Consider the following 20,079-nt stretch of genomic DNA (forward strand, 5'->3'; position numbering starts at 1 on the left):
AGACAAAACAGACGTGGAATTATGCCTGCTGGAGCTGCCTAATCTGTAGCTAGCCCTTCATTCTGACTGCATATTCTCTGTCGTGACAGGATTGTCAGGAACCTTCTGCGCATCCAGCCACGCCAACCAGGAAGCTTGCAAACGCCAGGCACTGGCAGCACCGAGGGCGTAGCCCATGATTTGCTCGATTTCAGGGAGAGAGAAACCGCGTTCGATCAAACCCGCGGCAAAGGTATTGCGCAGCCGTTGTGGCGTCATTAACAGATCCATCTGCTTGATACCCCATTTACTGACAATACGGGCGAGCGTCGCGGGATTCATCTGTGCCTGAGGACGAGCGACACTGATCTGGCGACTGCCCGGAAAGACACGGCTGTCTTTCGTCCAGACTGAAGCGTCTTGGGCTGCGCTAAAGATTAACCAACTGCGTAAAATGCCTTCGCACCAGACGGGCACAAACACATCGCGCTTTGCCGCGCCTGTAAGCTTGAGCAAGATAGTGCCAGCCCGCCAAAGGGCAGTTTGCTCGTCATCAACGTCATTTGTTTCTGCGGGTTCTGCAGCGCGTCGAACAGCGCCTATCGCGCAAGGGTGCAACTGCCCTAACTCGACCGGGCGCAAGCCGGTACCCAGCATCACGGCCACAATCGTCATATCCCGATATTCACGCCAACGGGCGGCGATGGTCATATCGCTGGCCAACTCCAAAACTCGCAGTCGGGTACGCAAGGCCTTGATGGTGGCAACGCATTGATCGACAGAGAGAAATTGGGTGGCCTGGTTGTCGGGAGCTTGGCGCCAGCTTTCCTTGAAGGGGTCATTAATAGCAGGGGCTAGGGCTGGGTTTTCCGAGCGGCCGTCCTGGCGGCAGAGCTCTTCGTAAGCGCGGGCGATGACTTGTTGATAGCGCTCGCGTTGTGGTCGGCGCACATCGTCCAGATTGCTCAAAAAGTCCCGGATATCCACGGGTTTGATCTGGGTGTACTGTTTTTTGTGATCTTGCAAGGCATGCAAGAAGCGCCGCCACAAGGTGCGATAAACCCGCTGGGTACTGGGCGCCATGGGTGGGCGTTGATGTTGCAACCAAGTATCAAACAAGGCTTCCGCCGAGATGTCTGCGGCCTGCAAGCCCAAAATGGGCAGGTCAATCTGCCCCTCTTCTCGTGTAGACCGTTTTTTCATCGGGTACTCGTTATTTCCGTTAATTGCATTTTATTGTCTATCAGCGACAAGGGAATGACAAGAGGTCCAAGAACCCTAAAGCGAAACAAGAGAAACGGTAGAACGCGCAGCAAAAAAACTGTACGTATATACAGCATAATACAGGGTCCTGACAAACTTTACGAACTACGCCACGATGCAATACTTGGCCACCACCCCCCATCGCTCTGAATATCCGAACCCCTTGGTCCTGAAACAGGGCGATTTTCTGAAGGTCGGAGAACGGTATCAAGGCCCGGAAAACTGGGATAACTGGATTTACTGCTCTACCGATGAACACGCCGGGGGATGGGTGCCTGAACAAATTATTGAGCGCCTAGCCGACGCTGGAGCAGGCCGTGCACGGCAAGACTACAGCGCGCTGGAAATGAATGTGGATGAGGGTGACCTTGTTCAAGGAGAAAAAATCCTGAATGGCTGGTGCTGGTGCCTGCGCCCCCAGGATGGCGCTCTGGGCTGGGTACCTATTAGCCACCTCTCCCCCCTACCTGCTGACAACTGATCTCTTGCAGCACGGCTGGCCGCAACAACGGCCCTGACGCCCGATAAGCCATCTGCCTCAATCACAAGGCAGATGGTATTGAATCGGGGCATATTGCCACGCGCAGATCGTTTGCCCCTAGCCGTTCAATCATGCAAAGTGAAACTATTAGGCTGGACTATCTATATAAATTCTGATGAACCCAGCCCTTATTGGTCAGGATCATTCTTGCCTTCCCTTGTACTTGCTGAGCCGTCAAGGCACGCAGATCCTCATAGGTATCCAGAACCGCACTATCTTTAATCCAACCCGCAGCGTCAGCTAGGTGATACACATAGTTCACCTGACTGACGGTAAACCCGCCTGCACTGGCCGGCTCGGTGAAATCACTGATGCGGTCCAAAACCAGGCGGCCTGTACAAAAAGCGTCACGCTCGCCTTGGGACTGTTCAGCATTGGAGCGACGCAAATAGGTATCCGCATTGGCATCCAGCTCGTAACGCGGTGCGTCCTCTTTCCCAACCTGACGCAACAAACCCACCTTGGCCAACGCGGCCAGACGAGCCCGATCTTCTACGATCAAAGGGGAGTCATGCTCGGCCTGATAGGGATAGACACGTCCGGGGACACCAACACACAAGCCGTCTCGCGTATCCAGATAACTCTGGATCGCCGTACTGAAATTTTCCTCATTGGCCTTTTTCGAATCCTGGCACCCTGCCAACAACCCGGCTACCACGACGACCAACGCTGTTTTCCACATAACCACTTCCCTTGCTTGCGTGCTCAAAGAACGAGTGTAGCCCGCCCCCACCCCACCCTAAAAGCCTTGTCACACGCTGACAAGAAAATACGCCGATAGCCGCCTCACAAGATCAATACCCCTCAATGTTGCATGACTGCGTTGCAAAATCTGGCCTTTTACCTTGCTGGCAAACAGGGTAAAGTCTCTGGGCTTCGTAAATGAAAGGCATTATCAATGAGCATTACCCCCGTTCCAGTTGCCCCCCCGCGCTATACCCTCGTAGCACGTACTTTACACTGGTTGATGGCCCTGGCCTTGACTGCACTGGTGACTGTGGGCTACGTCATGAAAACCTTGCCCCTGTCACCTCTAAAACTGCAAGTCTACTCCTGGCACAAATGGGCGGGCATTTCCCTACTAGTGCTGGTGATCCTGCGCTTGCTCTGGCGTTTGCTGAACCGCCCCCCTGCTCTGCCCGCTGGCATGTCGTCTTTCAGCCGGGCTCTGGCCCACTGTGGTCATGCTGCTTTGTACCTGCTGATGATTGGCATTCCTCTGACGGGCTGGTTGATGAGTTCGGCCAAAGGTTTCCAGACGGTGTGGTTTGGTGTGATCCCCCTGCCCGATCTGGTGTCCAAAGATAAACCTTTGGGCGAGTTGCTGGTCCAAGTCCACATCTTTTTGAATTACGCCCTGATTGCCATGGTCAGCCTGCACATTCTGGCGGCTTTAAAGCATCAGTTCATAGACCGTGACGGCTTGCTAGGCCGCATCACCTTTACTTTAGGTAAAGCCAAATCATGAAAAAATCTGTCTTCGTGCCTTTGCTGATCGGCTCCCTGGGTCTGAGCGCCAGCTTATCGGCCAACGCCAAGACCTACCAGACCCTGGACACCCAAAATAGCGAGATCGGCTTTCAATATTCACAAATGGGCGTGAAGCTGGACGGCCAGTTCCGCCAATTTGAGGGCGAACTGAATTTCAACCCCGACGCCCTGGATCAATCCAAGGTCGTACTGAAAGTCGCACTGGATAGCGTTGACACCGGCTCCGAAGAAGCCGATGACGAATTACAGGACGTGCGCTGGTTCGATATTGATGCACATCCCCAGGCCGTTTTCAGCTCCAAAAGTTTCCGCGCCGTCAGCGCCCAGCACTATGAAGTGCAAGGCATCCTGCAAATCAAAGGCCGTGAACAGCCCATCACCGTGATGGCGACCATGACCCCCGAAGGTGACAAAGCCACTTTCAGCGGCGCCTTTGACATCAAGCGTGGCGATTTTTCTATCGGTGAGGGTTCCTGGTCCAGCTATGACATCGTGGCCAACGAGATCACCGTCAACTTCAAGATTGATGCGAAGTAAGCAGACGCATCAATACCCCCTCCCCGTATAACAAGGATTGCCCCCTTATGATCAAGCCCGTGATTGCCCTGTCAGCCAGTTTTCTGTTGGCTTTTGCCGCTCAGGCCGCGCCGGTCACTTATCAGGTTGAACCCAGCCACACCTTCGTCCACTTCAGTTACAAGCATTTGGGCTTGAGCACCCAAAGTCAGCGATTTAACAAGTCACAAGGTACCGTCTCCCTGGACCAGGAAGCCAAAACCGGTAGCATTAACATGAAAGTCGACACCCGTTCGGTCAGCACTGGTTTTCCCCTGTTCGACGAACACATCCAGGGCAAGGATTACTTTGATACCGCGCAGTTCCCCGAGGCCACCTTCGTGTCCAAGGACATCCAGTTTGATGGGGACAAGCCCGTATCTGCCCAAGGCGATCTGACCATCAAGGGAGTTACCAAGCCCGTAACCATGACCATTGAGTCCTTCCTGACGATGCCCCAACACCCGATGTTGAAAAAGCCCGCTCTGGGCGCGGACGGCAAGATCACGGTCAAGCGCAGCGACTTTGGCATGCCGGCCAATGTGCCCCACGTGGGCGACGAGGTCACCATTCGTATTGCACTGGAAGCCATCGCCCCCTAACCCAGACTTGCCCATCGGCATGGAAATCTGATTACAGAATTTCCTGCACCACTTCCAAGGGACGCGCCAGACGCGTCCCTTTTGCTGTGACCACGATAGGACGGTTCAACAAGATAGGATTGGCTTCGATGGCTGCCAGCAAGTCCTCATCGCTTAGATCAGGATTGCCCAGATTCAGCTCGCTGTAAATGGCTTCTTTGCTACGCATAGCCTCACGCACCGTCAAGCCTGCAGCCGCAATCAGCGCCTTGAGTTCGCTACGTGTCAAAGGAGTTTTCAGATACTCGATAATCTCCGGTTCCAGACCTTTTTCACGCATCAGGGCCAAGGCATTACGCGAAGTACTGCAGCGCGGATTATGATAGATTTTGCTCATGACAGTCTTTGACTTCCTATAAACCGTATTCAGGCGAACAATAGTAGCCCAGCGCCGCCGGATACGTCATCTGGGTAGCTTGCCGCAGCCAGGCCAGCGTCTGCATTTCGCCAGGAGAACACATGATCGACCTGTATTACTGGACTACTCCCAACGGACATAAAGTCACCCTGTTTCTGGAAGAGTCCGGTCTGCCTTACACCATCCACCCCATCAATATTGGCCAGGGCGATCAATTCAAACCCGAATTTCTGCGTATCGCTCCCAATAACCGTATTCCCGCCATTGTTGACCAGGCCCCGCAAGACGGCGGCGAGCCTATCGCCCTGTTCGAGTCCGGCGCCATTCTGCAATACCTGGCAGAAAAAACCGGCCAGTTCCTGTCTGCCGACTTGCGAGTCCGCACCGAAACCTTGCAATGGCTGTACTGGCAAATGGGGGGACTGGGCCCCATGGCAGGTCAAAACCACCACTTCAATGTTTATGCCCCTGTCAAAATCGAGTACGCCATTGACCGCTATGTGCGTGAGACCGGCCGCCTCTACGGTGTGTTGAACAAACATCTGGCACAGCGCGACTTTATCGCCGGAGACTACTCCATTGCCGATATGGCCAGTTATCCCTGGATTGTCTCCCACCAGCGCCAAAGCCAGAATCTGGACGACTTCCCAAATGTGAAACGGTGGTTTGAGCGTATTGGCGAGCGCCCTGCGACCCGCCGAGCCTACGCCTTGACTGAGCAGATCAACCCCGGTTCGCCTGCGCATGACCCCAAGGCACACCAAATCCTCTTTGGCCAAGATTCCAACACTATCCGATAGGACTGATTCCATGACCTTACAGCGCCCCTCTCAGCTGCTGCTTATTGGCCTGACAGCCATGGCTCTGTCTGCGTGTTCCAGCACGCCCAGCAACATCTCCCTGATTCCGACACAAACCCAGGATCAGACTGAAAAGGACGGGGTCTTTACCCAGCCTCTGGATTACAAACATGTCAAACCAGGCTGTACGGGTGAATGCCCACGTCTGAAAGTCAAGTCCCTGATTTTCCCCGGCAATTCCGAGCTGACCAAGCTGGTCGATGAAAGCCTGGCCAACATGACAGTCATTACAGACCGTCATCCCGGTTACCGTGGCTTGAAGGAGTTCGAGAACTACTACTGGGTGACGGCCAATAATCGTGACGAAGTGCACTTATCCGCTCGTACCCGCTATCGCAACCGTGATCTCACCGTGATAGAGCTCAGTTCGGGTATTTATATGACGGGTGCCGCCCACGGCATTACCGCCACCCAGTTCATCAATTGGGACAATCGTCTGAAAGTCGCTTTGCCGGTGGAGCGCATTATTGCTCCCGGCAAGATCAAACCCTTCCAGGAACTGGTTCGCCAAGCCCACAACAATTGGGTTTCCAACCTGAGCGAAGCACGTGAAGACCGCGCTGGCTGGGACAGAATGTGGCCCTTCCAGCCTGCCCAAACGATCGCACTGACCGATCAGGGCTTGCTGGTGAAATACAACCCTTACGAGATCGCTCCCTACTCCTTCGGTCAGCCCGAGTTCCTGCTGCCTTACTCGGAGCTGCGAGGCATCCTGCGTCCGGCCTACCTACCGGCCAATTAAGCATTTGGGTCACATAACGCACACAGGCAGCGCATTTCCGACCGCCTGTTCATAAACACAGTGTGCTCATATGCTATGTCAGGCCCGGCGTCTTTAGTCATACCCAGTCGCCCCCCCGCTCTTAGCGTCCGATCATTCCTCTCTTGCAAGCGCCCATACCATCATGTCTGATAACTTGTTCCGCTTTCACGACCTGTTTGCTCAACTGGGTCTGCCCAACACTCCCGAGGCGATTGCCAGTTTTCTGGAAAAACACCGCCCCTTGCCCAATGACATCCTGCTGGCCGACGCTCCCTTCTGGAACAAGTCTCAGGCCGAGTTCATTCGGGAGAAACGATTGCTGGACTCTCCCGAATGGATCCAGATCATTGACCAGTTAAGCGAAGCCCTGCGTCAAACAACTGGCGTGCTGAACCTGTCAGGCCCTTGCCGCGTTCTGGCCCTGTCAGGCAGTCTACGTCAACGCTCCTTCAACACCGCCCTGGCACATGCCGCTCAAGCCCTGGCCCCGCAAGGGATGAGCATCGATGTGGCGACCCTGCACGGTATTCCCTTGTATGACGGTGATATCGAGAGCAAGGACGGCATTCCAGAGGCCGTGCTGAGCTTGAAGGAAAAGATCCTGAGCGCCGATGCCCTGCTGCTGGTCACCCCGGAATACAACAACGGCGTCCCCGGTGTGTTCAAAAACGGGATCGACTGGTTGTCCCGTACGGATATGAAAACTATTTTTTCGGGCCGCATTACGGGACTGATCGGTGCCTCCATGGGTGGCTTTGGCACGATCTCTTCCCAGACAGCCTGGTTGCCTACCCTGAAAATGCTGGGCGTGTCCCTGTATAGCGGCAGCTCTTTACTGGTGTCTCGTGCGCAGAACTCCTTTGATGCGGAAGGCAAGCTGCAAGATGAGACTATCCAGAAAATGCTGAGCAGCTACCTCCAGGGCTTCCAGACCTTTGTGCATGCTTCGCAGATGGCCAAGGCGCAAGAAAGAAAAAACTAATTAAGCAGCAACAGCTCAAAAAGCTTATAGGACTTTGCCTATAGGGCCGCTAAAACCTGAGCCGATAAGTGGGGTTATGTCGTAGGAAGCCCGTATCACTACACACCCTCAGAATCGCTGCAACAAAAAAGGAGCCTTGAAGGCTCCTTTTTCCATCCTGTCCCTGGCTTAAGGCTGAACCGGCTTTTCAAAACGGTCCAGGTCAAAATACCGACTGCTACTGTCCGACGAAGCGGGCTTGGAGCTTGAGCTATCCGCTGCAGGAGCGGGTTCTGGTTCTACCGTCACGGTTTGCACCCGGTTCAGATCAGGCTGCTCTACCCGCTCAGGCACGCCGTAGGTCTGTACCGCGCCACTCGAATACGTCCCCGCTGCAGCCGGTACAGCAGCCGCTTTGCGTGCAACGGCCTGATCCAGATAGCTGGCCAACTGCTCATGGTTTGCCGAACGTGCCCAATCTGCCGGACTCAAGCCTTGAGCATTTTGCATGCTCGGGTCCGCACCCGCTGCCAAGAGCACATCGACGACCGCCCGTTTGCCTGACAAAGCCGCCATCATCAAAGGACTGGTTCCGTCGGGCGCCGGTGCGTTCACAATCGCTTTTTGAGACAGCAGGTAGCGCACGGTGTCTTCATGCCCTTTAGAGGCGGCGTAGTGCAAAGGCGACCAGCCCACCCGATTCACTTGCCCACCCCGCGCCTGCAGATCACGCAAACGAGCGGTTTCCCCCATCAGGGCCAGATACATCATGGGGGTTTCGTGGGCCTCGTTCTCGATGTTCACATTGGTTTGACGATTGGCCAGCAAAGTGTCCACCACTTTCCAGGACTTGTTGCGGATCGCCAGCATCAAAGAAGGATTACCCTTAGCATCCAGCGCATTGGGATTCGCTCCCTTAATGAACTCCTGCTCAATGATATTCGGGCGATCATTTTCCAGCGCCAAGTACCAGTTTCGGCTTTCCAGCTCCGGCTCCTGCGCCGACACGGAGGCTGATAGCAGAAAGGCCAAAGGAAGCACCATGGAAAGGATGGTTTTATCGAGTATTTTTCTTTTATAAATCATCTTATTAAATCCTTTTCATAAAGTGCTTTATTAATTTATGAAAGTACAGAGGGGGGGTTGCTTAACGCCGCATTTTTTTATGCTCAGGGGGACTTCAAGAGCCCACAAAACAGTTTAAGAAACACATCTAAGCTATTGATTATCAATAAAAAACATCATTTCATATCCATTTCCCGCCAAACCAAAAAAGGGGAGAAAATTATGAAAACTTCTATTTTTATATTTAAAATCAATAGATTAAAAAGCAATCCTAAAGCATCAGATTAACTTCAACGCATGTCTCAGCAAGACCGTGAACCTTGAGCTAAACCACGACTACGGCCTCAAAAAGACCTCTAAACAAGATTAAATTAAAGCTGTACCTTACTGAATAATTTGAAGAAATTCTCCGTGCTGGCCTCTTCCACTTCCTTGACCGAGATCCCGCGCAGCTCCGCGATCTTCTCGGCCACATGAATGACCAGGGACGGATTGTTCGTTTTGCCTCGATATGGCACAGGAGCCAGAAACGGCGAGTCCGTTTCGATCAGCAAACGATCCAGCGGCACTCGTTGTGCCACATCTTGCAGTTGGGTGGCGTTCTTGAAGGTCACAATCCCGGAAAAAGAAATGTAGAAATTCAAATCCAAAGCCGCTTGTGCCACTTCCCAGGTCTCAGTAAAACAGTGCATCACGCCCCCGGCAATCTGCGCCTGCTCTTCGCGCATGATGGCAATGGTGTCTTCACTGGCCGAACGGGTATGAATGATCAAGGGCAGCCCCGATTCGCGGCTGGCACGGATATGGGTGCGGAAACGCTCACGTTGCCAATCCAAGGGTTCCTGCAAGCGGTAATAGTCCAGACCCGTCTCGCCAATCGCCACTACCTTGGGATCTTGGGCATGCCGGATCAGCTCCTGGACGGTAGGCTCAGTGACTTTCTCGTAATCCGGATGCACTCCGACCGAAGCAAACAGATGGCCGTGAGGACGCACCAGGTCCATCAAACCGGGCCAATCGTCCATATCCACGCTGACCACCAGCGCACAGCCCACCTGGTTCTGGCGCATCCTGTCCAGGATGTCGTCCAGATTTTCAGCAAGTTCAGGGAAATTAAGATGGCAATGCGAATCAACAAACATGGTTAGACGGTACTTTTTTAAACACGACGACATGCCTGGTGCAATCGGTCCAGGACATGATGAATAAACAATTTAGCATTGAGTGGATGATTGCCAAGCGCCTTTTGCTGGACCAGCCACTTCAGGGCTTCTGTTACCGCCGTGGTGTTGGATTGGGCGGCCAAGGCATCAATGCGTTTTTGCAAAGAAGGATAGTAACGCGCCGGTTGAGCAAAACTACCCAGTTCAATATCGACAAACAAGCGCTGCCAATGGTCGATCCACTCTTGGGCAGGCAGTTTTTCCAGCGTATCGGCCAAGGACAAATCCGCCTCACGACCCGCTTTCAACACCCCATCCATCCAGGCGCTGAGCCAGTCCGGACACGGTGCATTCATCTCCTGACTGGCACTGAGTGCTTTGAGCGGTGCTCCTCCCCAGGCAGCCAACCAATCCGAGGCTTGATCCACGCCTTGTTGCTCCAGCCATTGCACCGCTTGCTGGGCATGGGGTGCCGGCAAGGGCAAACGGCGGCAACGCGATACCAGTGTGGGCAGCAGCCGGTCTGGTGCATCGGCAACCAGCAGAAAGACCGTACGATCTGCGGGCTCTTCCAGCACCTTCAGCAAGGCATTGGCGGACACCAGATTCAGGGCTTGAGCCGGATAGAGCACTGCCACGCGCCAGCCCCCTCGATGGGTGCCGGTATTGAACCAATGTTGCAACTGACGCAATTGCTCCACCCGGATTTCCCGAGAGGGATTTTTGCGAGCGGCCGACTCTTTGGCCAAGTCCCCGTCCTGAGTATCCGGCCCCTGCTCTTGCAAAGCAAGCGCATCCGGGCGCAGTAAACGTAAATCGGGATGGTTTCCCCCCCGCACCCACTGACAGGCCTGACAGTGACCACAAGCCAGCCCCTGCACAGGCTGGTCGCACAATAAACTGGCCGCGGCTGCACGAGCGAATTGCGTCTTGCCGATGCCCGGCAGACCGTGGATCAGCCAGGCATGGGCAAAACGCTCCTGATGACCCAGCCAGCTTTGAGCAGTCTCGATTTGCCAGGGTAGAAAAGTCAAACTATCAGACACCGTATTGCCTCAAGGTTGCACAACAAAAGGCCTGATTCGCGCAGGAAGGGCAAGGCAATCGCCCCCGCTTGAACAGCCCAGCACACATTGTAATATGAACCGGTAAAATGCCTGCTCCACTACCAAGGATAATGAAGTGAGCTTATTGATCGGGCTGGCCGCCAAAGCGCGCTCAGGCAAAGATACCGTCGCCAATCTGCTACTGGCACACAACCCTTTATTGGCTGCCTATGCCTTGGCCGACCCCGTAAAAATGGGCTGCGAAGTGCTGTTTGGTCTAAGCCCAGCCCAGGCCTGGACCGACGACAGTCTGAAAGAAGTGCCTATTGCCCTGTGGCAACGCTCCCCCAGACAGTGCTTTCAGCTACTAGGGACAGACTGGATGCGCCAGCGTGACCCCGATCACTGGCTGCGCCGTGCCCAGCATGTACTGGAATTTGGCCCTGGCGCCCCCCTTGCCAGAGACGTTCAGGATTACTCGGTCTGGGCGCTGGCCTTGGCCGCGATTTACGGCATGGCGCCCGAACACCTGGATGATAAGCGTGCTGATCACATTGACGCCTTTTGGGGTTTGAGCCCGCGTCAGGCGGCCGAGCACTTGCGTAATCAGGTTCTAGCCACCTATCCGGATTACGAGCAGCGTCGCCAAAGCTTGCCCCTGTTCCTGCCCAGCCACCAGCTTCCTGATATGAGTCAGGCCCGTTGCCTGCTGATCAAAGACATTCGTTACGAAAACGAGGCCAATTTCATCCGTGAACATGGCGGGGAAATCTGGCATATCGAACGCCCGGGCAACCCGGTGATCAGCCAGCACTCGTCTGAATGGGGCGTAGAACGCGCTCCCCAAGACTATCTGATTCAAAATAATGCGGGCCTGGAAGAACTCGCCAACAAGGTCCATGATTTGTGGGCCGGGTTCGCGCAAAGGCACGGTTTGGAGCGCTGACTCACGGTCACCACAATAGCAAAGCCCGATACGCGCCCCCAGGCATTGGACCAGCAGCATTCAGGCCCCTGAGGGGCCTGATCTGGTTTTAACGCTTCAGAATATATTTGGCGACGGCCCGATTATGTGCAGCCAGATTGGCCGAGAACTCGCTGGTTCCATCCCCACGCGATACAAAATAATAGAAATTATGTTTTTCGGGATGCAAGGTCGCCATCAAGGAAGCCTTACCGGGACTGGCAATCGGCGTGGGTGGCAATCCATTGCGCGTGTACGTGTTCCAGGGCGTATCGGTCGTCAAATCACGCTTGCGAATACGGCCCTCATAAGCCGAACCCATGCCGTAAATAACCGTCGGGTCTGTCTGCAAAGGCATGCCGACACGCAAACGATTCATGAATACCCCAGCCACGCGTGCCCGGTCCTGGCTGTGGCCCGTCTCACGTTCCACGATAGAGGCCATGATCAAGGCTTCATACGGTGTCTTCAAAGGCAAATCCGCATCCCGATCCGCCCATAGCTGCTCCAGCAGTTCCTGCTGGGCTTGAAAGCCGCGACGCAGAATGTCAATATCCGCCGTACCGGGCACAAAGACATAGGTATCGGGATAGAACAAACCTTCTGGATGAGACGCCTCCACACCAAAGCGCTTCAACAAATCGGCATCGCTCACCTCGCTCAAGGTCTGTCGAACCTGAGGGTTGCTTGCCAGCGTGTCACGTATGCGTTGATAGGTCCACCCCTCGGGAATGGTCAAACGGGTCTGCAGCATATTGCCGCTGGACATGCGCTCCATCACCACCCACGGTGTATCCCCGCGTACCGCCTCATAAGCCCCCGCTTGCAAGGAGGTATCCAGACCAGAGAGACGCGCCATCCAGACAAAGGCATCTTCCTGAATATCGATCCCGGCCTGCTGCATACTGCGCGCAATCGCACGGGGACCTGAACCGGCAGGGACCACATAATCGATGCGTTCGGCACGCATCGTCACGGGCTGCTTCTTGGCCCAATACCAGGCACCCCCCGCTATCACACAGGCGACTACCAACCAAAGGCCCAACAGGGCAGAGAAGATCTTGACAGTTTTTTTCATGCGAGCGCTATTGTAAACAGAATAAGGCGGCGTATTCCTGAATATGTGTCACAGCCCAACACCGAAACTGGGATCAGTCAGCACCGCCCTCTGCTTCCACCCAGCCCATGCCCTGATCCCAGCGGGGGTATGCCCCTAGAACCAGCCTCGCACACGGTATCATTGATGTTTAAATTTATTTTTTCGCTCAGCCATGACCGGAATGCCTGCTCCCTCCTCTTTCGCCCTGCCAGATTTGTGCGTCCTCCAGTTCCAAGGAGCCGATGCCGTGTCTTTTCTCCATGCTCAAGTCAGCAATGATTTGGAACACCTGGCTGCCGACCGTGCCTGCATCGCGGCCTATTGCACCGCCAAAGGTCGCAGCTTGGCCACCATGGTGTTGTGGCGCGAGCAGAACGAAACGGTCTTTGCCCTGGTCCGCCGTGATCTTAGCGAAGCCCTGATCAAGCGCTTACGCATGTTCGTGCTGCGCAGCAAAGTCGCGATCAGTCTGGCCGAGTTACAGGTTTACGGTGTGGCCGATTCGTCCGCTGCCCAAGCCGTCTGGAATGTGCGGCGCGAAGGTGGCGACACCCTGATTCAGGCCCCCGGCGATCTGGACGGCTTGAATCGTCACTGGCGAATTTCTCCCCAGCAGGACGCAAACGCTCAGACTTCTGAAGGTCGTTGGGAAACGGCAGATATTTTGGCCGGCTTGCCCTGGATCAGCGCCGACACGCAGGATTTGTTCATTCCCCAGACCCTGAACCTGGATCTGATCGATGGCATCAACTTCAAGAAAGGCTGTTATCCAGGCCAGGAAGTCGTGGCTCGCAGCCACTATCGAGGCACGATCAAACGGCGCATGATGGCCGCACGTACCGCCGTTCTGGACACGGCACCACAGACGCCGGAAGCTGCCGATGTGTTTCTGGTCTCGCAGAATGCGGAACCGCTGGCCGCCGCGCGCATTATCAACCGCGCCTGGCATAACGGGCAGCAACGTCTGTATGTCTTGATGGAAGTGGTACTGGCGGACCTGGAACAAGGCCAGTTTCAACTGGAGCAAGGACAGGCGCTGGAACTGCAGCCCCTGCCCTACGCACTGCCAGAACTTAGTGCTTCTGACGGTACAAATTAAGAATGCTGGAGAAATCCAGCCCTGCATTCTGACCTTGTGCGGCGTGCAGGGCGAACAGGTTGCGTGCCAGTTCGCCCAAAGGCGTCGCGCTGTTCTGGCTGACAGCCGCATCGGCTGCCAGACCCAGGTCTTTCAGCATCAGGCCCGTCGCAAAACCGCCCTGATAATCACGCGAAGCCGGCACATCCGGCATCACCCCAGGCCAGGGGTTGTACAGCTCGGTTGCCCAGTTTCGACCGGAACTGCGCGCCATGATGGTCGACAGCACGGCAGGGTCCAGACCGTGGGCAACGCCCAAAGCCAAGGCTTCAGCAGTACCCGCCATCAAAATCCCCAAGAGCATATTGTTGCAAATCTTGGCAACCTGACCCGCACCGGCTTTACCCGCGTGGAAAATGTTCTTGCCCATGGCATCCAAGTAAGGGCGCGCCTTTTCCAGGGCCTGATCCTCGCCCCCGACCATAAAGGTCAAGGTGCCAGCAATGGCACCACCGGTCCCACCAGAGACCGGCGCATCCAGCATTAACAGACCCAGCTTGCTGGCTTTGGCCGCCAGATCCTGGCTGGTTTGCGCATCAATGGTGCTGCAATCGACCAGCACCGTACCGGGGGCCACAGTCTGCAGCAAGCCGTTCTCGCCCTCGTAAACCTGACGAACATGGCGGCCAGCAGGCAGCATGGTAAAGACCATCTGCGCGTCTTGGGCGATTTGCACCGCCGATTCCCCCACCTGTGCCCCTGCTGCCTGTAGTTCCTGCATGGCTTGCGCATTCAAGTCAAAGACTTTCAGGCTATGACCGGCTTTGAGCAGATTCAGCGCCATGGGTTTACCCATATGGCCCAGCCCGATAAATGCAATCGTGTTACTCATTTTGTCTCCTCGTCATTATGAAAGCGGCGCCGTCTGGCGCCGCAGCGGTCTGCCTGGGTTACAGGTCAGCCAAGGGATGAGTCGTTTCTGCCGGCCAGGCAGGAACAAAAAACCGTTCCACCCAGCGTGCATCCGCCTGTTCCAGCGAGGCAGGATTCCAGCGCGGCTGTTTGTCTTTATCAATCAGCAGTGCCCGTATGCCTTCCTGGAAGTCGCCCTGTACGCCACATTGCAGCGACACTATGTATTCCAGACGGAAAACATCGGCCAAAGACAGGTGATGCACCTTCTCCAGCAGCTCAAAGGACAAACGAGCCGAGCCAGGCGCACCTTTGGCGAAGGTTTGCGCGGCACGGGACAACCAGGGGTCGGCACTGCCCTGCCACTGCTGCAGAGCCTGTGTAATGCGTTCAAATTCACGGCTGGCGCAGACATCACGCAGCATGGCGTAGTTCTGCTCCAGCGGGCCGCTATCGGGGCGAGCGCCATCCGCCAAACGACGCAGGATCTGATGCACGCTGCTGTCACACACAGCGCGGTCATCAGACCAGTTTGTGGCTTGCAGGGCCTGGAGCAAGGCGTCGAAATGCACCCGTGGCAAGTAGGCATCCGCCAGACCCAGGAACAAGCAGTCCGACGCGTTGATTTGTGCGCCACTCAGTGCCAGAAAATGGCCAATGCCGGCGGGCAGATGCGACAGCATCCAGGTGCCGCCCACATCGGGAAACAAGCCAATGGAGATCTCGGGCATGGCAAAACGCGTGGTATCGGTTACCACACGATGGCTGGCGCCGTTGAACAGGCCCACGCCCCCGCCCATCACAATCCCGTCACCCCAGCACAAAATCGGCTTGGGAAAGGTATGAATCAGATAGTCCAGGCGGTATTCCACATCAAAAAATTCGCGGGCGTACTCGTTATTCCAGGCCGAGCCACCCTGGTTCTTTTGCATGGAGGCGTACAGCGAATGCAGGTCGCCGCCAGCACACAGGGCCTTCTCTCCGGCACCGTGCAATACGATCATGGCAATACTGGAGTCCTGCGCCCATTCCTGAAACTGCTTGAACAGCAGTTGGCACATCTCCAAATTAAGTCCATTCAGGGCTTGCGGGCGGTTCAGCGTAGCAACACCAATCGCCTTTCCGTTCTGGCCGGGCAGGCGATCAAACAAAACAGAATCCGTCATCGAATATCAGCTCCAAGATCAATGATTTGTCGTGCGATGATGACACGCATGATCTCGTTTGTGCCTTCCAGAATCTGGTGCACCCGAGTATCGCGCACCAGTCGCTCCACAGGATAATCCTTCAAGTAACCATAACCGCCAAAGAGCTGTTGCGCATCCACGCAGGCCTGAAAACCCAGATCCGTGGCCATGCGTTTGGCCATGGCGCAGTACGTGCTGGCCTGACTGCTGCCGGCGTCCAGGTGCGAGGCGGCCAGACGCACCATTTGACGAGCAGCCACGACACTGGTCAGGATATCGGACAATTTGAATTGCAGGGCCTGGAACTGATCCAGACTCTTGCCGAACTGGCGGCGCTCCTGCATGTATTGGCGGGCGGCATCATAAGCGCCTTGGGCGGCTCCTACCGAGCAACAAGCGATATTGATACGGCCACCGTCCAGGCCCTTCATGGCCAGCTTGAAGCCCTCGCCTTCCTGGCCCAGCATGGCCGAGGCAGGAACACGCACACGCTCAAAGGTAATGCCCCGTGTGGACTGGCTGTTCCAGCCCATCTTCAATTCTTTACGACCGTAGGTAATACCGGCGGCATCAGCAGGTACGGCAAAGGCGGAAATCCCCTTGGGGCCGTCACCGCCGGTACGAGCCATGACCACCAGCAGGTCCGTGTCCCCAGCACCGGAGATAAAGGCTTTGCTGCCACTGATCAGATAATCGTCACCATCACGTTCGGCGCGGGTACGCAGGGAGGCGGCGTCCGACCCCGCACCGGGTTCAGTCAGACAATACGAACCCAATTTCTGGCCACTACTCAGCAACTCCCCCCATTGAGACTTGATCTCCTCCGTACCCCAGGTGCCCACCATCCAGGTCACCATATTGTGGATGGTCAGAAATGCGGTGGTCGACGGGTCAACCGCAGCCATTTCCTCAAATACCAGGCTGGACTCCAGACGTCCCAAGCCCAGACCACCGATGGATTCCGGGGCGTACAAGCCGCAAAAACCCAATTCACCCGCTTTACGGAACGCCTCGATCGGGAAAATCTGTTCCTCGTCCCAACGCGCCGCATGCGGTGCCAGCTCCCCTTGTGCAAACTCGCGAGCCGCTTGCGCAAAAGCGTTCTGATCGTCTGTCAGTATCATGTCTGTCTCCTTATTTTTACCCACCATAATGCGAGCCGCCCCCTTTAGTTGTCGTGCTGATGACAATCAGCATTTTCATAGGGAGCAGTGCCAGGCAGAAGGCGACAGTCTAGCTGAAAGTAGCAGCCTGATGATCAGGCCGGAATGAACTAGGCGCGGACGGGTTTGCGGCGGGGTCTGGCGGCAGCGCGGGCCGCCAGCTTGTGCGCGTAGCGACGACGGCGGGAATCCATCGGGTCAAAGACCAGCTCACGGTAGACCTCCACCCGGTCCTGATCCTGCAAGAGCTGATCCAACTGGCAACGTTGGCCATAGACACCGACGTGCAGTGCGTCCAGGCCCTGTTCATCATCCAGCGGTGGCAGGCCGCACTCACGCAGCCCTTCGGCAATTCCTGCCGTTAACAGGGCATCACGGACACAACTGCCCGCAGGCAAATGCAGGGCGGCTTTCCAGACCTGGGCCTGAGTGGCCACAATTACGCTGACGGATAACTCAGTCACCGTAAACCTCTTGGGCGCGGCGCGTAAAGGAGTCGATAAAGCTGTTGGCAACGCGGTTAAAGATGGGACCCACGACCATTTCCAGTGCGCGGCTGGAGAATTCATACTCCATGGTGAACACGATCTTGCAACCGTCTTCGCCCAAAGGAGTAAACTGCCAGTCCCCCGTCAAGGCCGAGAACGGGCCTTTGACCAGGCGCAAGACAATACGGTTGGGATAATCGTGTTCGTTGCGTGTGGTGAAGGTTTGACGAATACCCGCAATGCTGATGGTCACCGAGGCTTCCATCCCCTTTTCGTCGCGCTGATTGACGGTCGCGCCACCACACCAGGGCATGAATTCAGGGTATTTTTCCACCTCTGCAACCAAATCAAACATCTGTTCGCAGCTATAAGGAAGGAGGACGGAGCGTTTTACTGTATGCATCAGGTCTGGTTAATAGATAGAATGTTCTGATTTTACAATCTATGGTTGGCAATTAATTCATGAGTATTGTTGATAATCGCAAGGCTACCCACGAATATTTTATCGAAGAGCGCTTTGAGGCCGGTCTGGTCCTGGAGGGCTGGGAGGTCAAGGCGATCCGAGCTGGTCATGTTCAGCTCAAAGAAAGCTTTGTCATCGTACGCGAAGGCGAGCTGTTTATTATCGGGATGCACGTCAGCGCCTTGCCGACCGCGTCCACCCATATCCGGCCCGATGCTACTCGTACACGTAAACTACTGCTCAAAGCCGAAGAAATCAGCAAGCTGATTGGCAAGGTTGAGCAACGTGGCTACGCCCTGGTTCCCCTGAACCTCCACTACAAGAAAGGTCGTATCAAGCTGGACTTCGGCCTGGGACGCGGTAAAAAACTGCACGATAAACGTGATGTTTCCCGCGACAAAGACTGGAAGCGCGAACAAGAACGCTTGATGAAACACGACACCCGCCGTAAGACGAATGAATAAAAACGGGCTAAAAAGCCCGTTTTGTTCCAAGTCTCAATGTAATTTAACACGAGGGGCGGCCCGTTTGCTGAGCAAACGGCCCAAAGCCAAGGTTGCCGTTCGCGCAACCCCCAAAATCGCCATGTGGTGCATCAAGTGCAGGCTCATATACATAATGCGAGCCAGCAAACCCTCTACAAACCAGCTCTTGCCAGACAGAACCCCCATCAGGCTGCCTACCCCACGGCTATGGCCCACCGAGACCAGTGAGCCGTAGTCCTTGTAGACAAAGGGAGCTTCATCGACCGGCTTGCCTTGAATGCGAGCAGCCAACCGCTTGCGCAAGTAACTGGCTTGCTGGTGTGCGACCTGTGCGCGAGCAGGCAAGAACTGGCCTTCCTTGTCCCAAGGCACTTGCGCGCAATCGCCCAACGCCCAAATATACGGATCGGGCGTAGACAAACAGGCGTCCAGCACCAGTTGATTGATACGGTTAACAGGTAGACCGAGTTGAGCCAAAAAGGCAGGGGCTTCAATCCCTGCGGCCCAGACGCACAAATCGTTGGGATACTGACCACCGTTCACATCCTCAATGTGATCAGCCGCCAAACGGCTGACTCGCACCGAGGTCCGTACCGCCACACCACGCTGCTCCAGCAGGCTTTGCGCGGTAGCCGATAGTTTGGGCGGCAAGGCGGACAGAATGCGATCGGCACCTTCCAGCAAGGTGATACGCACTTCGCGGTCCGAGCTGCTGCCCGGAATGCTGTAAATGCTTAAATCGGCACGGGCTTCCAGCAACTCGGCTGCCAGTTCTACCCCGGTAGCCCCGCCCCCAACAATATTGATGTACAGGGGCGCCCCCGGTTCACGCTGCGCGCGGCGGGTCACACTGATCAGCTCATTGAGCAGCTTCAAACGGAAACGCTCGGCCTGATGAGTCGAGTCCAAGGCCAGCGCATGCTCATGGGTGCCAGGCGTATTGAAGAAATTGGATTTGCTGCCTACGGCCATCACCAGCGTACCGTAGGACAGGCTGCGCTCCGGGAAGACTTCTTCATGGTCGGGTCCCAGGACCGGAGCCAGCGTGATCGTGCGTTGCTCGCGGTCTATGCTGATCATTTCACCTTGAATAAAGGTAAAACCGCAGTCACGCGCCAGCATGAAATACGACAGCCCCTCGCGGTGAATATCCAGGGTACCGGCAGCCACCTCATGCAATGACGGTTTCCAGATATGGTCGCTGTCTTTGTCGACCAAAAAGATATGCTGACGCCCGAACTGACGCCCTAATTTGGCAGCCAGCTCCAGGCCTCCTGCCCCGCCCCCAACAATCACCACTTGATACGACTGCGTAGTAGACATCCACAACTCCTTGGGCCTTGTCTTAAGCAAAGAGAGTATCAGAACCGCCGCCTTATACTTTAAATCAAAACAGATAAGGACTATAGCGATCTGTAGACGCCGCCAGGCGCGTCCAGAAGCACTGACACGTGCAATCACCCGAATGTGTGGCACTTTTGCGCTTTACTAGGCCTTAGATCAAAGACTGAGGCAAACAAATAGGCCCAATAGCAGTGCATGTCGTAAAATTAA

23 protein-coding genes are annotated in these 20,079 nt (G+C 55.5%); 10 read left to right on the forward strand and 13 right to left on the reverse strand.

The window, feature by feature from the left end:
* Positions 1-57: 57 nt before the first annotated feature.
* Positions 58-1,182 (reverse strand): site-specific integrase, encoded by a 1,125-nt coding sequence (locus CA948_RS05285; RefSeq protein WP_108727510.1) that lies wholly within the window; start codon positions 1,180-1,182, stop codon positions 58-60.
* Between the two features lie 175 nt (positions 1,183-1,357).
* On the opposite strand from CA948_RS05285, the gene CA948_RS05290 reads away from it, so the two are divergent.
* Positions 1,358-1,723 (forward strand): SH3 domain-containing protein, encoded by a 366-nt coding sequence (locus CA948_RS05290; RefSeq protein ID WP_108727511.1) that lies wholly within the window; start codon positions 1,358-1,360, stop codon positions 1,721-1,723.
* Between the two features lie 157 nt (positions 1,724-1,880).
* Here the strand turns inward: CA948_RS05290 and CA948_RS05295 are convergent, their stop codons facing one another.
* Positions 1,881-2,465, reverse strand: coding sequence for a hypothetical protein (locus CA948_RS05295; protein WP_108727512.1), 585 nt, complete (start codon positions 2,463-2,465; stop codon positions 1,881-1,883).
* Positions 2,466-2,681: 216 nt separating this feature from the next.
* On the opposite strand from CA948_RS05295, the gene CA948_RS05300 reads away from it, so the two are divergent.
* Genes CA948_RS05300 through CA948_RS05310 form a run of 3 tightly spaced genes read left to right on the forward strand, consistent with a single transcriptional unit; the run spans position 2,682 to position 4,431 of the window.
* Positions 2,682-3,251, forward strand: coding sequence for a cytochrome b (locus CA948_RS05300; protein WP_108727513.1), 570 nt, complete (start codon positions 2,682-2,684; stop codon positions 3,249-3,251).
* Positions 3,248-3,811 (forward strand): YceI family protein, encoded by a 564-nt coding sequence (locus CA948_RS05305; protein WP_108727514.1) that lies wholly within the window; start codon positions 3,248-3,250, stop codon positions 3,809-3,811. Before CA948_RS05300 ends, CA948_RS05305 begins: the two co-directional genes overlap by 4 nt.
* 47 nt (positions 3,812-3,858) lie before the next feature.
* On the forward strand, positions 3,859-4,431 hold the full coding sequence (locus CA948_RS05310; protein ID WP_108727515.1) for a YceI family protein: 573 nt from the start codon (positions 3,859-3,861) through the stop codon (positions 4,429-4,431).
* A gap of 31 nt (positions 4,432-4,462) precedes the next feature.
* Here CA948_RS05310 and arsC read toward each other — a convergent pair whose 3' ends face one another.
* Positions 4,463-4,807, reverse strand: coding sequence for an arsenate reductase (glutaredoxin) (gene arsC, locus CA948_RS05315; RefSeq protein ID WP_094196792.1), 345 nt, complete (start codon positions 4,805-4,807; stop codon positions 4,463-4,465).
* A gap of 122 nt (positions 4,808-4,929) precedes the next feature.
* Here arsC and CA948_RS05320 point away from each other — a divergent pair, with 122 nt between their 5' ends.
* The 3 genes from CA948_RS05320 (at position 4,930) to CA948_RS05330 (ending at position 7,433) form a co-directional block, all read left to right on the forward strand.
* Positions 4,930-5,628, forward strand: a complete 699-nt coding sequence (locus CA948_RS05320; RefSeq protein WP_108727516.1) for a glutathione S-transferase N-terminal domain-containing protein — start codon at positions 4,930-4,932, stop codon at positions 5,626-5,628.
* A gap of 10 nt (positions 5,629-5,638) precedes the next feature.
* The gene (locus tag CA948_RS05325; RefSeq protein WP_108727517.1) at positions 5,639-6,430 is read left to right on the forward strand and encodes an RsiV family protein; all 792 of its coding nucleotides are present in this window, start codon (positions 5,639-5,641) and stop codon (positions 6,428-6,430) included.
* A gap of 163 nt (positions 6,431-6,593) precedes the next feature.
* Entirely contained in the window at positions 6,594-7,433 is an 840-nt protein-coding gene (locus tag CA948_RS05330; RefSeq protein WP_108727518.1) for a DUF2789 family protein, read from the forward strand.
* 168 nt (positions 7,434-7,601) lie between these two features.
* Here the strand turns inward: CA948_RS05330 and CA948_RS05335 are convergent, their stop codons facing one another.
* The 3 genes from CA948_RS05335 to holB form a co-directional block, all read right to left on the reverse strand.
* Positions 7,602-8,498: an ankyrin repeat domain-containing protein gene (locus CA948_RS05335; RefSeq protein WP_108727519.1), complete on the reverse strand. Its 897-nt coding sequence runs from the start codon at positions 8,496-8,498 to the stop codon at positions 7,602-7,604.
* A 350-nt stretch (positions 8,499-8,848) separates the two neighbouring features.
* On the reverse strand, positions 8,849-9,619 hold the full coding sequence (locus tag CA948_RS05340) for a TatD family hydrolase (protein WP_108727520.1): 771 nt from the start codon (positions 9,617-9,619) through the stop codon (positions 8,849-8,851).
* 17 nt (positions 9,620-9,636) lie between these two features.
* Positions 9,637-10,686 (reverse strand): DNA polymerase III subunit delta', encoded by a 1,050-nt coding sequence (holB, locus tag CA948_RS05345; protein WP_203226754.1) that lies wholly within the window; start codon positions 10,684-10,686, stop codon positions 9,637-9,639.
* A gap of 136 nt (positions 10,687-10,822) precedes the next feature.
* On the opposite strand from holB, the gene CA948_RS05350 reads away from it, so the two are divergent.
* Positions 10,823-11,632 (forward strand): deoxynucleotide monophosphate kinase family protein, encoded by an 810-nt coding sequence (locus CA948_RS05350; protein WP_094196798.1) that lies wholly within the window; start codon positions 10,823-10,825, stop codon positions 11,630-11,632.
* An 88-nt stretch (positions 11,633-11,720) separates the two neighbouring features.
* Here the strand turns inward: CA948_RS05350 and mltG are convergent, their stop codons facing one another.
* Positions 11,721-12,728 carry an endolytic transglycosylase MltG gene (mltG, locus tag CA948_RS05355; protein WP_094196799.1) on the reverse strand — a complete coding sequence of 336 codons (1,008 nt, stop codon included), beginning with the start codon at positions 12,726-12,728 and terminating at the stop codon, positions 11,721-11,723.
* Between the two features lie 268 nt (positions 12,729-12,996).
* Here mltG and ygfZ point away from each other — a divergent pair, with 268 nt between their 5' ends.
* A complete protein-coding gene (gene ygfZ / locus CA948_RS05360; RefSeq protein WP_230018012.1) occupies positions 12,997-13,848 on the forward strand; it encodes a CAF17-like 4Fe-4S cluster assembly/insertion protein YgfZ in 852 nt (283 codons plus the stop codon).
* Here the strand turns inward: ygfZ and mmsB are convergent.
* The 5 genes from mmsB to CA948_RS05385 form a co-directional block, all read right to left on the reverse strand.
* On the reverse strand, positions 13,823-14,719 hold the full coding sequence (gene mmsB, locus CA948_RS05365) for a 3-hydroxyisobutyrate dehydrogenase (RefSeq protein ID WP_094196801.1): 897 nt from the start codon (positions 14,717-14,719) through the stop codon (positions 13,823-13,825). The genes ygfZ and mmsB overlap by 26 nt on opposite strands.
* Before the next feature lie 58 nt (positions 14,720-14,777).
* Positions 14,778-15,905, reverse strand: coding sequence for an enoyl-CoA hydratase/isomerase family protein (locus tag CA948_RS05370; protein WP_108727522.1), 1,128 nt, complete (start codon positions 15,903-15,905; stop codon positions 14,778-14,780).
* Positions 15,902-17,050: an acyl-CoA dehydrogenase family protein gene (locus CA948_RS05375; RefSeq protein WP_108727523.1), complete on the reverse strand. Its 1,149-nt coding sequence runs from the start codon at positions 17,048-17,050 to the stop codon at positions 15,902-15,904. Before CA948_RS05375 ends, CA948_RS05370 begins: the two co-directional genes overlap by 4 nt.
* A 149-nt stretch (positions 17,051-17,199) precedes the next feature.
* Positions 17,200-17,553 (reverse strand): RnfH family protein, encoded by a 354-nt coding sequence (locus tag CA948_RS05380; protein WP_108727524.1) that lies wholly within the window; start codon positions 17,551-17,553, stop codon positions 17,200-17,202.
* Positions 17,546-17,980: a type II toxin-antitoxin system RatA family toxin gene (locus tag CA948_RS05385; protein WP_042480744.1), complete on the reverse strand. Its 435-nt coding sequence runs from the start codon at positions 17,978-17,980 to the stop codon at positions 17,546-17,548. The genes CA948_RS05380 and CA948_RS05385 overlap by 8 nt, the downstream gene beginning before the upstream one ends.
* Before the next feature lie 59 nt (positions 17,981-18,039).
* On the opposite strand from CA948_RS05385, the gene smpB reads away from it, so the two are divergent.
* Positions 18,040-18,504, forward strand: a complete 465-nt coding sequence (gene smpB, locus CA948_RS05390; RefSeq protein WP_042480746.1) for an SsrA-binding protein SmpB — start codon at positions 18,040-18,042, stop codon at positions 18,502-18,504.
* Between the two features lie 33 nt (positions 18,505-18,537).
* Here the strand turns inward: smpB and CA948_RS05395 are convergent, their stop codons facing one another.
* Positions 18,538-19,848, reverse strand: a complete 1,311-nt coding sequence (locus tag CA948_RS05395; RefSeq protein ID WP_108727525.1) for an NAD(P)/FAD-dependent oxidoreductase — start codon at positions 19,846-19,848, stop codon at positions 18,538-18,540.
* Positions 19,849-20,079 lie beyond the last annotated feature (231 nt).

It is taken from the genome of Alcaligenes aquatilis (genome assembly GCF_003076515.1).
Classification (GTDB): Bacteria; Pseudomonadota; Gammaproteobacteria; order Burkholderiales; family Burkholderiaceae_B; genus Alcaligenes; species Alcaligenes aquatilis.